The sequence below is a fragment of the Caballeronia sp. SBC1 genome (assembly GCF_011493005.1).
Taxonomy (GTDB): domain Bacteria; phylum Pseudomonadota; class Gammaproteobacteria; order Burkholderiales; family Burkholderiaceae; genus Caballeronia.
In genome coordinates this window covers 905,513-920,380 of record NZ_CP049158.1, presented here as the reverse complement: position 1 = coordinate 920,380, position 14,868 = coordinate 905,513, and the positions used below count along the sequence as shown (strand labels likewise).

The following is a 14,868-nucleotide window of genomic DNA, read 5'->3' as shown; positions in this document are numbered from 1 at the left end:
TCGCTCGCGCCAGTGGACGGGAAGCATCGAATAACTTGCCCGTTGTCCCAGTCCCAGATCCCCGTTGCGGCCGTTTTCCGCCCCGGGAAACCTCTTCGACCTGCCGGGACACGCGCAGCAATCGCTGCGAAGTTCTCGGCGACGGAGAAAGCCGCGGGGCCACGACCATGGCGCTGGTGGAATTGGCGAACTCCCTCGGATTTAACCCTGAAGCCGCCTTCAGCCGGCCATTCAAACAAATTATGGGTATTTCCCCCGGGGCGGGGCGGGGCGACGCATTGCCCGAAGCGGCGCCGGGGCCGCCGGGTTCCCGCTTGTGGTGCATGCCCCATGAACCTTGAGATTGGCCAGGGCCGTGCCAAATAGCGCCTGCCCTTTACTCCTTTCTGACAGTCAGATAACCGCAAACTGTCGTCCTGTGCGCGTTTTCCCTTGGATTCAGTAAAGATCGTTAGCCTGTACTATCGAAAAAGCGTTGGGCGCCCCTCTACGCCGGAGGAGCGTCGACGTTTCCGCGAACGTGAACATATCTTAGGGAGAGGCACATGACGAAGCCCGAGTACAGCGACCCGTTCAGTCAGTTTTCCGCGATGTTCCAGCAGTACAAACTCCCGGGATTCGACGTGCAGGCAATTCTGGATGCGCGCAGGAAGGACGTCGAAGCGCTGGCGGCCGCGAACCGCGTCGCATTCGGCGGCATGGAAGCGCTTCGAGATAAACAGATCGAAATCCTGCGCCGAGCCCTCAATGACTTCCAGGGCATTGCGCAGCAATTTGCCACCTCTCCGGCCAAAACTTCGTCCAATCCGACCGAAGTTGTTCAAAAGGCACTGCACCAGGCGCTCGCCGATATGCAGGAAATCGCTCAGAAAACGCAGCAGGCTCAGACCGAAGCCTATGCGATTGTGACTAAGCGAATTGAAGAAGCAGCCAAGGAATTGAAGTCGTCAATGGAGCAGCCCAAGGAGTAGCCAAGCCGGGCAGCCCCGAACCGGACCTTACCGGGAACGTGACTGGCGTTCCCGGCGCTCTTCATTCCTGCTTCACTACCGCTCCCTTGGAAAGAACTCCGCGCCGCCGGCTGATCGCGGGCGTAGATCGGCCTTTATTACATCCGAGGTAATTGAACGTATTCGTGCGATCGCTAAGATGGCAGTCATCTGCTTGCGGTATCAGCGTTGAAAAAACATCGCATGGAGATACACACACGGTCATGTTCAATCAATGGAAAGGAGTTAGGAATGCATAACTTTACACTTCACACAATCGAATCGGCGCCCGAAAAATCCAAACCCACATTGCATGCGCTGGAAGAGAAGTTCGGCTTTTTACCAAACGTGATGGCAACCATGGCAGGCAACCCCGTTCTCCTTAACGGGTTTGCCGGCAGCTTCGCAAGTTTTCATGGTGGAAGCCTCGACGAGTGCGAGAAGCAGGTTCTACTGCTCACAAACGCGGTCACGATCAAGTGCCCGTGGACCGTTGCGGCTCATTCCACGTTTGCCCTTGAGGACGGCATGAGGGAGTCCGACGTCAAGGCGATTCGCGAGGGGAGATTGCCGGACGACCCGAAGTACGCGGCGCTGTCGCGCATAACCAGGGCCCTGATCGAAAAGCGAGGAAATGTAGCCGACGAAGATATCGAAAAGTTTACTTCCGCTGGATATTCGCCGCTTCAGATTTTCGAGGTAATCACCAGCATTGGCGTGTCCACCATGGCTGCCACTACGACAAACATGGCAGGTACGCCGGTCGAAGAGCGCTTTAAGGCTCAGACATGGACGCCTGCCTGACGAGGCGACGCGCCACGAAGCGAGGCGATCGCGCGTGGTTCGGTTCGCGCCGAACCACGCGCGATTGCTGTAATCGCTGCGACCGCCGACCCGACTGGGCGGCGGTCGGTCGACTTGCTGAGTTAAGAGTATTCTTGTCCGCTGGATCGAGAGACAGCGAACGTTGGCGATGATCTTATCCGCGCGCGGTCGATCATGAACACTCACCTGAACTCTGTTGCGAATGAGAGACCCATGAATTCTGCGCGCAACAACACCAAACTGCCTGCCAACGAGCTCGGTTTGCTGCTGCGCCAATGGCGCGATATGCGCGGCAGAAGTCAGTTTGAGTTATCTCTCGATGCGGGCGTGTCGCAGCGGCACATCAGCTTTATCGAAAGCGGGCGCAGCGTTCCGAGTCGTCAAATGTTAATGGATATTGCCCAAGCGCTAGACATTCCTCTGCGCGAACGCAACACGTTATTGCTGGCGGCCGGCTACGCGCCCATCTATCAGGAAAGCGCATGGGACGCGCTCGAAATGCAGAGTGTGACCAGTGCGCTAGGGCGAATTTTGCGTCAGCATGAACCCTTTCCTGCGGTGGTAATGGACCGCCATTGGAACGTGCTCATGACCAATGAATCTGCGCCGCGGTTCTTCAATTGCTTCATCAACATGTCTGCACGCAAGAGCCCTCGCAACATGCTGCATCTCATGTTCGACCCGGCAGGCATGCGCCCGTTTATTGCCAACTGGGAAGACGTTGCCCAAAGCCTGATCCAGCGCGTTTATCGTGAATCGGTCGGACGCATTATTGACGAAAAGACCCAGGAATTACTCGCTGAGCTGCTCGCCTACCCCGATGTCCAGACCGGATGGAAATCCCCTCGGTCCCTGAGCACCACGGCCGCTACGCGCACCATGCCTGTCATACCGATCAGCTTCGTCAAAGATGACGAAGTGCTGAGTTATTTTTCCATGGTCACCACCGTCGGAACCCCGCAGACCGTCGCCGCGCAGGAACTGCGTATTGAATGTATGTTTCCGGCGGACGATGGCACAGAAACTCGCCATGTCGCAATGCTCGGCAAGGTTCCAGCGGAGTGACGAGAAAATGATGTCCGTCATGCAAGACTAACCTGTTCTTCGGGAGTTATCCGCGAGACGCTGGAAAGCGTCCCGCAATCGCCGTCATTTATTGCGGATAAACGCTCACCAGAAACTCTCCAAATGTATCGAATACAGGCCTGTTTTCGAGCACTACGTCAACCGTGGGCAGCTCCGCATTTTCCTCTTCGACGACCATAAAGCAGAACTCGGGCGCCGCCGACGAAAGCGCTGCCCGGGCATCGGCCAAATTCCGTTCCGCATCGAGAAGCAAGCTTGCCTCTTCCGTAGCCGAAGACCGTCCAGACGAAGGCGGACCTTTACGAATCATATGCACGGTCAGTCTTGGTTCGTTGAGCAACGAAGGGGGCACAAGGTGGAACTCGCAAAGCGAGAGCGTCCCCCGGGTCTCTGCAATCTCCAGAATAAATTGCATGCCCTCATAGGTCGCTGTATATCGTTTTGCCTCGCCAACCACCGTGAAACCGCCTCTCGTAAAGTGGTTTTTGAATTCGGCGACTGCCGTGCTTTTGGCCTGAACGACGGCTGCGTTCAACCGCTCGGCGAATTGCCTTTGCAACGGCCCGACCTGAGCCTTCAATTTTGCGATTTCTTTAACGGTTCGAAGATCCATCATTTTTCTCTGTGGGTTGCCAGCCGGACGGGCCGTTCTGGCGAAAGACCATTGGCACGAAATGCTCTTGTACCGGTTGCATCAGGCCGGAAGTTCCTGCGCTGTTCGAGAGCCGGCCCAGGGCGTCGGCGCCGCTATCCATTGCGCGGGATGAACAACAGTCCGCCTCCGTGCGCCGCCAGCGGATGACATATCCATTGCACGGCTGCCTTGCTCGAACGAGGCCGTCGCGTGCCTGGAATGGCGTGCGACGGCTCCATCGGTTCCGTCTGGACGAACACGCTGCCGAAGGCACGACGTCCAGCGCCGGCTCTTGCATGATCGACAAACCCGACGAAACCGACGAAACGTGACGGCTCTTTAGTCGAATGGACGGACGAACACATCCCGCCTGGTCGGGTCTGAGACAAACTGAAACAATGACATCCCTGCAGGTTTGGCTCGCAGATCGCCGTTTATGGCGGTATGTACGGCCGCGAAGGTCTGCGCGACTGCATCGCCCAGTCCGCTCGTACCGGCGAGGATAGGCGCCCGGGCACAATAATCCCGGACGAACGTATTTCCCGACGCTTGCAACATTGAAACCATGACTTCGAAGTCAGTGCCGTGTATGCGATGGCTTACAACCAATTTCCCTTCTCCGTGCCCGGCTAGCAACTCTTCAACGATCTGGCGATTCATTTCTACTGACTTCTCCTTTGGCCGTCATACAGCGACGCTGCAAGACCGGCACCCGCGACTGATACCGACATAGTGGATGCCTCCTTCAGGGGAACACAAATCGGGCAAACAAAGGCAATTCTTTTTTCTGACCTTGTTCTTGCGCAAGTCATGCATCCGTCACCGATGTGGGAAAACGCACTGGTTCGTGCATTTCAGTGGCACTTTAGGTGCGAAAACGCAAAAAACAACGCGAACGAGTCGACTAGGTGGCGCGCTTGGCGACGCTCTCTGCGGACTCGCTTTCGGTGAGGTGTGCCCAAACATGCAACGCCTGTACCCACCTTGACCGATGCGGCCCACGCCCCCGCCAGAATTCGACATTTCGCTTTACGATCCTTCGCGCTCGCTTATTGCCTGCTCTTGATAGAATCGATTCAGTCAATGGTTGTTTAACGATTGATCACACCATTGGAGTTCAATTTGGCAACGTACGAAGTCGATTTTTTCCATAGCTCGGCGGAAGCGCCGGAAGCTTACAACCAGCACGTTACTCACCATACGGTCTCCGGCGTGCCGGATTACCTTCTCGGTGAAGCCGCAGTGGCGCATATCACTGCCCGCTTGCTGCATGACAATCCTACGTTCAGGCGGATCCGCAACCTGAAAATCCTGAACACTGTGGTTTCACCGAATTCAAGCAAGTCGAGCGGCGAGTGAATCGGCTTCACGCCTGCGGTATGCAAGGGTTGAAGCGGGCAAGGGTCAACACCGGTTTCGGCTTGTTCGTGGAATTGATGACTGAGCGTTGCGCCGCTGACTGGTGAGTTAATCAAGCGGCTTAATCAAGCGGCTTAATCGAGCGGCTCAATCATGCGCGCTTCCATAGAACGTTAAAGCACCCTTGCCCCCACCTGCACACCGATCAAGCCGCGCATGGTTAGCGCTTGCATGCGACTGTCGTAGCATGATGGCTTACGAAGCGAGAAGCGAGACGTGTGCTCATGTCCGAATACCTGTCGAATCAAAAGCTGCGCCGGTTCGCCTCGATCATGGCGCTCGTTGTCGCCCTCGCTCTGGTCGGTGTCAAGGCCTGGGCATGGCTTGCGACGGGCTCGATCGCGCTGCTCACATCCGCGGCCGACGGCCTGGTCGATGTCGTCGCATCCCTCGTCACCTTTGCGGGCGTCCGCTATGCGGGGCGCCCTGCCGACCGGGGGCATCGCTATGGACATGGCAAAGCGGAAGCCGTGGCCGCGCTGGTGCAGGCGTTGTTGCTCACGGGCGCGGCCGTGGGACTTGGGATTGAATCGGTAGAGCGGCTGTTCATCCCCCAACCGCTCACCGACATGGGGTTCGGCCTGTGGGTGATCATTGCCAGCCTGTTTGCTGCAAGCGGGCTCGTCGCATTGCAAACCTATGTGGTCAAGCGAACGGGGTCGACAGCAATTGCTGCAGATCGCGCGCACTACGTCACCGACGTCGCAGTGAACATCGCAGTGCTGGTCGCGCTGGCGCTTGAGCGATTCCTTGGGTGGACCCGGGCCGACGCAATAGGCGCGCTGGCCATTTCCGGCTACATGCTGTGGAATGCGCGGGGCATGGCCCTGCATGCGTTGAATCAGTTACTCGATCGAGAGCTCGATACGTCTGACCGGGAGCGAGTCCGGTCCGCTGTGCTCGGTTGCGAAGGTGTCCGGGGCGTTCATGACATCCGGACCCGAAATGGCGGAGATCGTGTGTTCGTGGAATTCCACGTTGAGGTGGACGGTGCCATGTCGGTTGAACAGGGCCACAGCATTGGAGATCACGCAGAAGACGCCGTGAGATCGATATTTCAGGCCGCCGATGTGGTTGCTCATCTGGAGCCCGCAGGCATTGATGACCGGCGGCTGGACGATTTGGTCAAGTGATTGCGCAAGCAGCGCGCGGCCGAGGTCGACTACTAGCACGCCAGGAGGTGCGCGACGGCGTCTCGCGTGCCGGTCGGCGGCTCCCGCATGCCGTACAGGCTCAGCAGCCGATACAGCGTGACCCGGGAAATGCCGAGTTGCTGCGCGGCATCGGCGAGACGGCCCCGGTTGCGTAACAACGCAAGTTCGATAGCCCGGCGCTCGCCCACTTCCCGAGCGTGCGCCAGCGACATCGGCGCGACCTCCGCGTACTCGCCGAGCTCGAGATCAGACGCACTGATCTGCCGTGCGTCCGACATCACGATCGCGCGCCGCACGCGGTTGATGAGCTCGCGAACGTTACCGGGCCAGCCGTAGTTGTAGATTGCCGCGATCGCATCGGGAGCAAAGCCGCGAACACGTCCGGCCGCGTCGTTCTTGAAGCGGTTGAACATATGCTTCGCGAGCAACTCGATGTCGGGTCCGCGCTCACGCAGCGGCGGTTCATCGATCCGCAACACGCATAGGCGGTGATACAGGTCGGCGCGGAACCGGCCGTCGATCATCGCTTTTTCCATGTCGATGTGCGTCGCGCAAATAATGCGCACATCGACCGGCGTCGAAGCGAGACCACCGAGGCGTTCAATCTTGCGTTCCTGCAAAAAACGCAGCAGGCTTGCCTGGCTTTCCAGCGGCAAGTCGCCAATTTCATCGAGGAAAAGGGTGCCCCCGTTCGCGGCTTCCACACGGCCGATCTTGCGTTGATCCGCACCCGTGAAAGCGCCACGCTCGTAACCGAAGAGTTCCGACTGCAACAGATACGCCGGAATGGCGCCACAGTTGATCGCGATAAACGGTTGATCGCGTCGTGCAGAGCGTTTATGGATCGCTACCGCGGTCAGTTCCTTGCCCGTGCCGGATTCGCCCGAAATGAACACAGGGGCATCGGTCATTGCCACCTTGCCGATAGAGACAACAAGCGCGAGCATGGCGTCGCATGAGCCGAGCATGTCGCGCTCAAGACCTGGCTCGTACGATCCCGTCTCGTGCAGGGACACCATGCCAAAAGCGTGACGAACGGCACCCACGATCCGGTCACTCTGTATGGGCAGCGTAATGAAATCGAAGCAGAAATCGCGGATGAGTTGCCTCACTGTCTCGTCTTCGATCTGGCCGGGACTGACAATGGCGACCCAGGCAATCTGTGAGCGCGATAAGAGATCGGATAGAGAGTCAATATCCTCGGGCAACTGGCAAGTCGAAAAATCCACGATGCCTGCCGATGCAGGCAACGAATGAGGCACCTTTTTTCCGGCCAGTTGCGGCCGGACTATTTCGATGTCCCAATGTTCGGCTTCAAACCGCGCGCGCGAAGCCACAGCAGCGCTACGGGACACATAAAACAACTTGCGGACGTCATGGATCATCGTTCATTCCTTTCTGCGCAAGAATTCACGACATCCGCGACGGCGATTCGGTGCGACAGCGTAAGCCTATTGGGGTAATCAAGTACAAGAAGAGATTATGGTCGCCGCGCCGAAGCTGCAACAAGACGCAAACGTTTGGCACGCCAACAAATATATTGATCGATGCCTGCGATGCATTGTAGAAATTGAGGGAAATTCTCCGTGCTTTGCCCCTTCAATCAGCGAGCAAGTAACTGTTGCTCCCTTTGAGCGGTCGTGGCACAGCCGCGGATGGAAAGCGCCAGCGGATCAGCGAACTCGTCTTTCGCGGCATAGCGCGACTAGGGCGCTCAACTGGCTGAGGTCGGCCGGCTTGATCAGGTGGTGGTCGAAACCCGCTTGCGTGGCTCGCTGAAGATGCTCCTCCTCGCCATACCCGCTATGGGCAATCAGCAAGGTGTCGTGTTGACCCGGCATGGAACGTATGCGGCGAGCGACCTCGTAGCCATCCATTTCAGGCAGGCCAATATCGAGCAACACCACCTCAGGTTTGAATTGTTCGACACAGAGAAGCGCGGACGGACCGTCGCGCGCGGTCTGTACCTCGTGTCCGTCGATGCTTAGCAAAGCGGCGCTGCTCTCCAGCGCATCAAGATTGTCGTCAACCACAAGAATACGCATGGCTCCTAGCGACGGTATGGAATGAAGCGCCACATGCACCGGCTCTTCAGCAACCGTGCCGCGCGGCATGGCCGGCAGGCGCACCACGAACTTGCTGCCCCGGTTGGGTCCTTCGCTGTATGCGCGCACGTCGCCGCCATGCAATCCGACCAGACGATGCACCAGCGCGAGGCCAAGGCCGAGACCCGCAGCCTTGCGATCCAGCGAGCGTTCGGCCTGCACAAAGATATCGAAGATCGTCGGAATGAGTTCGGCCGTCATGCCAATGCCGCTGTCGACCACGGTCAGCACCGCGTCGTCGAGATACCGCTCAATCGAAATCCGGATATGTCCGCCGTGCGGCGTGTATTTGATCGCGTTGCCCAACAGGTTGGTCACGACCTGTTCGATCCGCATTGCGTCGCCGTTGACGGGCAGCACGCCCGTTGGAAAAGCGAGCGTGATTTCATGCGCATAAGCCTCGAATTCCGGACGCATGGCCTCAATGGCTCGACGCACCGTCTCGACGAGATCAATCGATTCGGTCTTGAGAATGATGATGCCCCGCGTGATTCGCGACACATCCAGCAGATCCTCGACCAGCCGGATCTCATGGTCGAGTTGCCGCTGTGCGCCCAAGCGTGCAATCTTCTGCGTTTCCTTGTCAGCGCTGTCGCGCTCCCAGACCTGCAGGCCGTTGCGAATAGCTGCGAGCGGATTGCGCAGCTCATGCGCGAGCATCGCCAGGAACTCGTCTTTTTGTTGATCAGCCGATTGCAAGCGGCCGAATGCCTGGTGCTGCTGGGTTACATCGGCGATGGTGAGCAGGATCAGCGCCTGCGCGGGCCATGCAATGCGCATGGCGCTGAGTTGCATCGTTCGTAGCCCGATGCCCGGGAATTCGTGCGTGATCTGATAGTCGCGAACGCTGGTTCTTTGCGGCACGAGCTCCTCGAGCAGCTCACGCAGCGCCGGAATATTCCACTGCTCGTTGCCCAGGTCATACAGCTTCGTGCCGATGGTTTTATCGGGCGATGTCTGGAAGGTCTGGTAAAACGCACGGTTCGCCAAGGTGATCTTGAGATCCGCCTCGAGCACGAGCAAAGGTTCGGACATGGTCTCCACAATCGCTTGCGAGAAGTCACGCGCGCGAGCGACTTCGTCGTTCGCGGTCTTGAGCTCATGGTTGCGATACCGCAGCTCGTCATTGGTCGTCGTCAACTCTTCGTTGACGGACTGCAGCTCTTCCTTGGCGGTCTCGAGTTCCTCGTTGGTGCTCTGGAACTCCTCATTGCTCGACAGCAGTTCCTCCTCGCTTGCCCGCAGGTCCTCCCGTGCCCGCTCGTGTTCCTCGAGTATCGCCAGCAGATGCCGGTGGCTGCCCTCGAGTTCGGCGTCCAGCCTCGCGATTTCGAGGTCCTTGCCGCTGGGGGCTCCGCGCTCGGGCTGCCGCGTGACTTGCTGCTTCACTTGCTGCTTGACTTGCCGCAAAGCCTGCGCGACGAAGTTTGTCAGCGGTTCGCGCCCTGGTCTGGACGACGGAGTGACGCCCTCAGCGGGTGCTTCGAAGAAGATCAGATACCAACGTCCCGGCACGCCCGCGATCTGCACCGGATGCACCTCGAGCGTCACGCTTGCAACGCTGCCAGAGGTGTTCAAACGCAGACTCGCCTTGCGGATAACGGTGGCTTCGCGGCGCGCCCGTCTGACTGCCTCGTCGATCGCGAGGAAAATTTCCGGCCGGGCGAGTCGCTTGAGACTGCTGCTCGGCGGCCCGTTCGGATTGGCCAGATACGCTGAGGTATCGCCGCGAAACTCGAGAATATTCAGTTCCTCGTCGCACAGCACGCTTGGCGGTGTGTACCGCTCCAAGGTCATGCGATTGACTTCGTTACGCAGCAACTCAGCACGCGTCGGGACCTCGCGACGGCCGTCCAGGGGTCTGGCGGAGACAAACGATTGTGGCATCACCGTCGACGCAGGCAGGCCCATCCTCGGACGTCCGGGGCTGGGGTTCTTGCTGTAGAGCTTGCTCGACACGCTGGGAATCACGCTGAATAGCTCAGACGACGCGCCCACCGATTCCGACGGTCCCAGCATCAGTACGCCATCGGGGGCCAGCGCATAATGAAACAGCGGCATGACCGTCCGCTGCAGCATGGGATCCAGGTAGATCAGCAGGTTGCGGCAGCTAATCAGGTCAATCCTCGAAAACGGCGGATCGGTCGCCACGTTGTGGCGGGCGAACGTGCAGAGGCTCCTGACCGACTTTTTGACACAATAGTGGTCACCATCGCGCACAAAGAACCGTTCAAGCCGCTCGGGAGAAACATTACGCGCGATATTCTCGATATAGCGGCCCGCGCGTGCGGTTTCCAGCGCATCGACGCTGACATCGGAACCGAAGACCTGAATCTTGGTACCGGCGAGACGCTCGCCCAGATACTCCACGAGGCAGATGGCGATCGAGTACGCCTCTTCTCCACTCGCGCAACCCGGTACCCAGATCCGGATGCTTGGCGGGGCATCATGGTCGCTGATCAGGCGTGGAAAGACAGTCCGGAGCAGTTCGTCGAACGTTGCGGGATCGCGGAAAAACTCGGTCACGCGAATCAGCAGGTCACGGCCCAATGCAAGCGTTTCGGCGGCATCGGAACCGAGCAAGGCGACATAGTCCGCGACCGAGGTCATTTCGCGCAATGCCATCCGGCGCGATAACCTGCGTTGGACCGTGCCGCGCTTGTAGTAGGTGAAGTCGATGTTGCAGGCGTTGCGCAACAGGCGGAACAGAGGGCGCAGGCCCTGGTCCCCGGGGTCCGTTTCCAGCCCCATGGATTCGAGTTCGTCCAGTGCGTGCCTGGAATAGCGCCCGACGCGAGCGATTTCGCGAGCGATGTCACGCGGCGCAAGCACGCTGTCGACACAACCCAGCCCCATGGCCGCGAGCGGCATGCTGCTGTGGCGCGCCGACGCCGTGTCCTGTGCAAACGTAATGCCGCCCCCGCCTTGAATGGCCTGGAGGCCAAGCGCGCCGTCCGAGCCGTTACCGGAAAGAATCACGCCGATCGCATTTGTGCCCAGGTCGCTCGCGAGCGAATCGAACAGGTCGTCGATCGGCATGGGCGGACCCAGGGTCTCTCCCCGCGGCTGCAGCGTGATTCGGTGATGCGCGATCGACATGCTCTTGTTGGGCGGGATCACGTAGACATGGTCGACTTCAATGGCCATGCCGTCGGCCGCTTCTATGACGGGCATTGAAGTATGTTTCGACAGGATTTCCGGAAGCAGGCTGGGCCGAAACGGCGAGAGATGCTGGACGATCAGGAAGGCCATTCCGCAGGACGGCGCGATTTCGCCGAGTAACTCCGAGATAGCCTCGAGTCCACCTGCTGATGCGCCAATCCCCACCACCGTGAAAGATTGAGCAGTAGCTTCGTCTGCTGTGGCACGTGTTGTCACTGTTGCTCCTGTGACGAAGTGCGGTCGTCTTTCATTCGCCGGCTCTTGTCCCGCGACAAGGAGCGATAAACGAAGTTGGCCATCCAACGTAATTATTTGAAAGGCGAAGAAGCTGTTCCGGCAATTTACAAAGAGTGAACCGCCGCAAAGCAAAGACAAGCTGGCCGTGCCCCAATTATGCACCAGTCGGCTTAACCGGGTGCTTATATAGCCATTGCTTACGGAGGTTTACGGCGCGCGTGGGGTCGTGCGCTGCGCGGAGAGCCAGGTTGGACTCACCGTCGAGTCGCCGTAATGCACAGCTTTCCTGCAGTGGGAGTTAAACCGTCGCAACCGGGCTGAGCGGCGAGCCGACTGCGCACGGCAAATGCAAGGGGGGCGCGGTCAGCAGAAAACGATTCCGCCCGTTTGCTGCAAGCCAATCCGCCAACGGACTCAATAGCCACAACTCGCCAGTCAAGCACGTCACGAAACATCATGGATCGCATTGAATAGATGCCTTTCTGTCATGTGTTTCGCGATAGCATCAAACTCTCTTTTGTGATGACTTTGGAGCTGGCATGCCATTCGATGAACGCTTGCTAAACGGGATGGGCGTCTTGTCGGCCATCGTCGACTCCGGGAGCTTTGCGGCAGCCGCGGAGGCTCTCGACATGTCGCAGTCGGGTGTCAGCCGCTCGGTGGCGAGACTGGAAGCACGACTGGGTATCAGGCTGTTCGACCGGACGACGCGATCCGTGACTCTCACTGATGAGGGTCGCCGTTTCTATACCCAGATCGTGCCCTTGCTCAACGGCCTCGAGGAAGCGGCGGCGTCTGCTACGCAAGGCGCAACGGCGGTGCGTGGGCGTTTGCGCGTGAATGTGGACCCGTTCTTTTCCAGGCTGTTTCTGGGTCCTCGCCTGGGTGCCTTCGTGGCCGACTATCCCGATCTGCAAATTGACCTGATTACCCGGGATCAACTCGGCGATATGGTGGCTGACGGTTTCGATCTTGCTGTCCGTTTTGGGCCGCCGCGGGCTTCAACATTGATCGCTCGCAAGTTGCTGGACACACGTATCATGACGGTCGCCTCGCCGGCTTACATCACGAAATACGGACGGCCGCTCACGCCTGCGGACCTTGAAAGCGATCCTCATGTCTGCATCAATTTCAGGGATCCTGAAACGGGCCATCCGTTCCAGTGGGAATTTCACCGTGGCCGCAAGAAAGTGAATGTATCAGCCCTCGGACGGCTGACCGTCAACGATGTAGGCACCATGCACGGCGTGTGTCTTGCCGGGCACGGCATTGCCCAGATCATGGCGCTAGGGGCAGAGCAATTGATCGCAAGCGGACGGCTGGTAGATCTCTTCCCCGACTGGCCGGACGAGCGCTTTCCGCTCTATGCGCTGTACCCTTCTCGGCAGCATGTGCCCGCGAAAGTTCGTGCGTTCTTCGACTTTATTGTCGCGGTTAGCGGAGCACTCGTGAGCACGGCGGCGTTGGTCTGATGCGAACTGACCCGGGTCCCTCCGCAGCTCAAACGCGCTGCACCCACTCCCGCTGACTCTCACTGGGCTTTGACCATGTCGGTCAGCGCGCGAAGTTTGCAACAGCGGTAGCTGATAAAGACGGCTGGCACCGGCCATTGAATCTATTCATTGGCCGGCATGACTGACGCACGTCCTGTCCAAATTCTAATCGGCCCCGCATTTAGTGAATATTTTTCGCTCAAGTTTCGTCGATAGCTGTCGATATTGTATGAGGAATTCAGCACTTAATACATCGTCGCGGCTGCCTTTATCCGCAACATCCAAGGATCGGTGCAATAGCAGGATAAGGCCGAGCGCGATGGAATCAGGCATCAGCGATGCCGCCGGTAGTCACTGCGAATCATGTGACTAAACGTTGTGGGGACTTACACCATGTTTCGCCGCGTTAGCACGAAAGTACTTGTCCTCCTGTGCGTGATGTACTGCATTACGTACATAGACCGCGTAAACGTCAGCACCGCGGCCGCCCAGTTTGGTAAGGAATTCGACCTCTCGCATACGCAAATAGGCTTTGTATTTTCAGCCTTTGCGTATCCGTATCTCGTCATCCAGATCTTCGGTGGCTGGCTTGCGGACCGCTTTGGTCCGCGCCGGACGCTTACCATCTGCGCGTTCGTCTGGGCCGGTGCAACCGTGTTGACGGGGCTAGCCGGTGGTCTCGTGTCGTTGGTGTTTGCTCGCCTGCTGCTGGGTCTTGGCGAGGGCGCGACCTTCCCGGCGGCCACCCGTGCAATGTCGAACTGGACAACGCCCGAGCGCCGCGGCTTCGCGCAAGGCATCACCCATGCGGCCTCGCGCATTGGCAACGCGGCCGCGCCGCCACTGGTGACGTGGCTCATGCTCACGACGAACTGGCGCGCAGCATTTGTCATTACCGGCATTGTCAGCGTGCTGTGGGCGCTCATCTGGGTCTGGTACTTCCGCGACAACCCGCGCGAGCATCGCTCGATGACCTCAGTTGAAGCGAACCGGCTGCCTGCCTACAACCTGGCGAGAATAAACGGTCCGGTACCTTGGCGAGCCCTGCTTCGACGCATGCTGCCGGTCACCGCCGTGTACTTCTGCTACGGCTGGGTCCTGTGGCTCTTTCTCGGCTGGGTGCCGCAGTATTTCCAGCATCAGCACATGCAACTGGGAAAGTCAGCGCTGTTCGCGTCAGGCGTATTTCTAACCGGCGTGTTGGGCGACTGGCTTGGTGGCGAGCTGACCGATTTCATCATGCGTCGAACGGGCAATCTGCGACTTGCGCGCAACGTCATGGTCTCGTCGTGCATGTTCCTCGCGCTACTGTCGCTTGCACCGATCATGCTGGTCCATTCGCTGTCCATTCCCCTTGCTGCGCTCGCGCTGTCGGTGGGCTTCTTCTTCAACGAGATGACGATCGGACCGATGTGGGCCGTGCCGATGGACATTGCCCCTCAATACGCGGGTACCGCGAGCGGCATCATGAACATGGGCTCGGCTGCCGCTGCGATTGTCAGCCCGGTGGTCGGCGGCTGGATTATCGATCACACCGGCAACTGGAATCTCCCGTTCATTGTCTCGATGGCGCTGATGCTGAGCGGCACGTTGCTTGCATTCGTGATGCGGCCAGATCGGCAGTTACCAGGTGAAGCGAGTAGCGGCGCGCCCTCTACCGGGTACGCTTGACGAGTACGCTTAAGTCGGCCCGTCTTGAACGTTTTGTCATGCGTTAAGGCGCATTTCATGCGTCACATCACGGGCCACATCAGGCGCCACATT

Annotated in this window: 11 protein-coding genes and 1 pseudogene; 7 read left to right on the top strand and 5 right to left on the bottom strand. The window is 58.8% G+C overall.

The genetic code is table 11. The annotated features are described in order from the left end of the window. Window positions 1-545: 545 nt before the first annotated feature. The 3 genes from SBC1_RS31000 (at window position 546) to SBC1_RS30990 (ending at window position 2,879) form a co-directional block, all read left to right on the top strand. The gene (locus tag SBC1_RS31000; protein WP_165104084.1) at window positions 546-971 is read left to right on the top strand and encodes a phasin family protein; all 426 of its coding nucleotides are present in this window, start codon (window positions 546-548) and stop codon (window positions 969-971) included. Between the two features lie 207 nt (window positions 972-1,178). Continuing rightward, on the top strand, window positions 1,179-1,793 hold the full coding sequence (locus SBC1_RS30995; protein ID WP_241202294.1) for a carboxymuconolactone decarboxylase family protein: 615 nt from the start codon (window positions 1,179-1,181) through the stop codon (window positions 1,791-1,793). Between the two features lie 234 nt (window positions 1,794-2,027). Continuing rightward, a complete protein-coding gene (locus tag SBC1_RS30990) occupies window positions 2,028-2,879 on the top strand; it encodes a helix-turn-helix domain-containing protein (RefSeq protein ID WP_165104082.1) in 852 nt (283 codons plus the stop codon). A gap of 88 nt (window positions 2,880-2,967) precedes the next feature. Here the strand turns inward: SBC1_RS30990 and SBC1_RS30985 are convergent, their stop codons facing one another. Then, complete coding sequence (locus SBC1_RS30985; RefSeq protein ID WP_165104080.1) at window positions 2,968-3,516, bottom strand: hypothetical protein; 549 nt, start codon at window positions 3,514-3,516, stop codon at window positions 2,968-2,970. 357 nt (window positions 3,517-3,873) lie between these two features. After that, entirely contained in the window at window positions 3,874-4,194 is a 321-nt protein-coding gene (locus SBC1_RS30980) for a hypothetical protein (RefSeq protein WP_165104078.1), read from the bottom strand. 462 nt (window positions 4,195-4,656) lie between these two features. Here SBC1_RS30980 and SBC1_RS30975 point away from each other — a divergent pair, with 462 nt between their 5' ends. Beyond that, window positions 4,657-4,893, top strand: a complete 237-nt coding sequence (locus SBC1_RS30975) for a hypothetical protein (RefSeq protein WP_165104075.1) — start codon at window positions 4,657-4,659, stop codon at window positions 4,891-4,893. A 284-nt stretch (window positions 4,894-5,177) separates the two neighbouring features. Further along, window positions 5,178-6,086, top strand: coding sequence for a cation diffusion facilitator family transporter (locus tag SBC1_RS30970; RefSeq protein ID WP_165104072.1), 909 nt, complete (start codon window positions 5,178-5,180; stop codon window positions 6,084-6,086). Between the two features lie 32 nt (window positions 6,087-6,118). Here SBC1_RS30970 and SBC1_RS30965 read toward each other — a convergent pair whose 3' ends face one another. The 3 genes and pseudogenes from SBC1_RS30965 to SBC1_RS40160 all read right to left on the bottom strand — a co-directional run. Continuing rightward, on the bottom strand, window positions 6,119-7,492 hold the full coding sequence (locus SBC1_RS30965) for a sigma-54 dependent transcriptional regulator (protein ID WP_165104070.1): 1,374 nt from the start codon (window positions 7,490-7,492) through the stop codon (window positions 6,119-6,121). A 288-nt stretch (window positions 7,493-7,780) separates the two neighbouring features. Then, window positions 7,781-11,590, bottom strand: coding sequence for a chemotaxis protein CheB (locus SBC1_RS30960; RefSeq protein ID WP_165104068.1), 3,810 nt, complete (start codon window positions 11,588-11,590; stop codon window positions 7,781-7,783). Between the two features lie 319 nt (window positions 11,591-11,909). Further along, window positions 11,910-12,044, bottom strand: a pseudogene (locus tag SBC1_RS40160) (cyclase family protein); the annotation flags it as partial. Between the two features lie 106 nt (window positions 12,045-12,150). On the opposite strand from SBC1_RS40160, the gene SBC1_RS30950 reads away from it, so the two are divergent. Continuing rightward, window positions 12,151-13,083: a LysR family transcriptional regulator gene (locus SBC1_RS30950; protein ID WP_165104065.1), complete on the top strand. Its 933-nt coding sequence runs from the start codon at window positions 12,151-12,153 to the stop codon at window positions 13,081-13,083. A 414-nt stretch (window positions 13,084-13,497) separates the two neighbouring features. Beyond that, a complete protein-coding gene (locus SBC1_RS30945) occupies window positions 13,498-14,775 on the top strand; it encodes an MFS transporter (protein WP_165104063.1) in 1,278 nt (425 codons plus the stop codon). Window positions 14,776-14,868 lie beyond the last annotated feature (93 nt).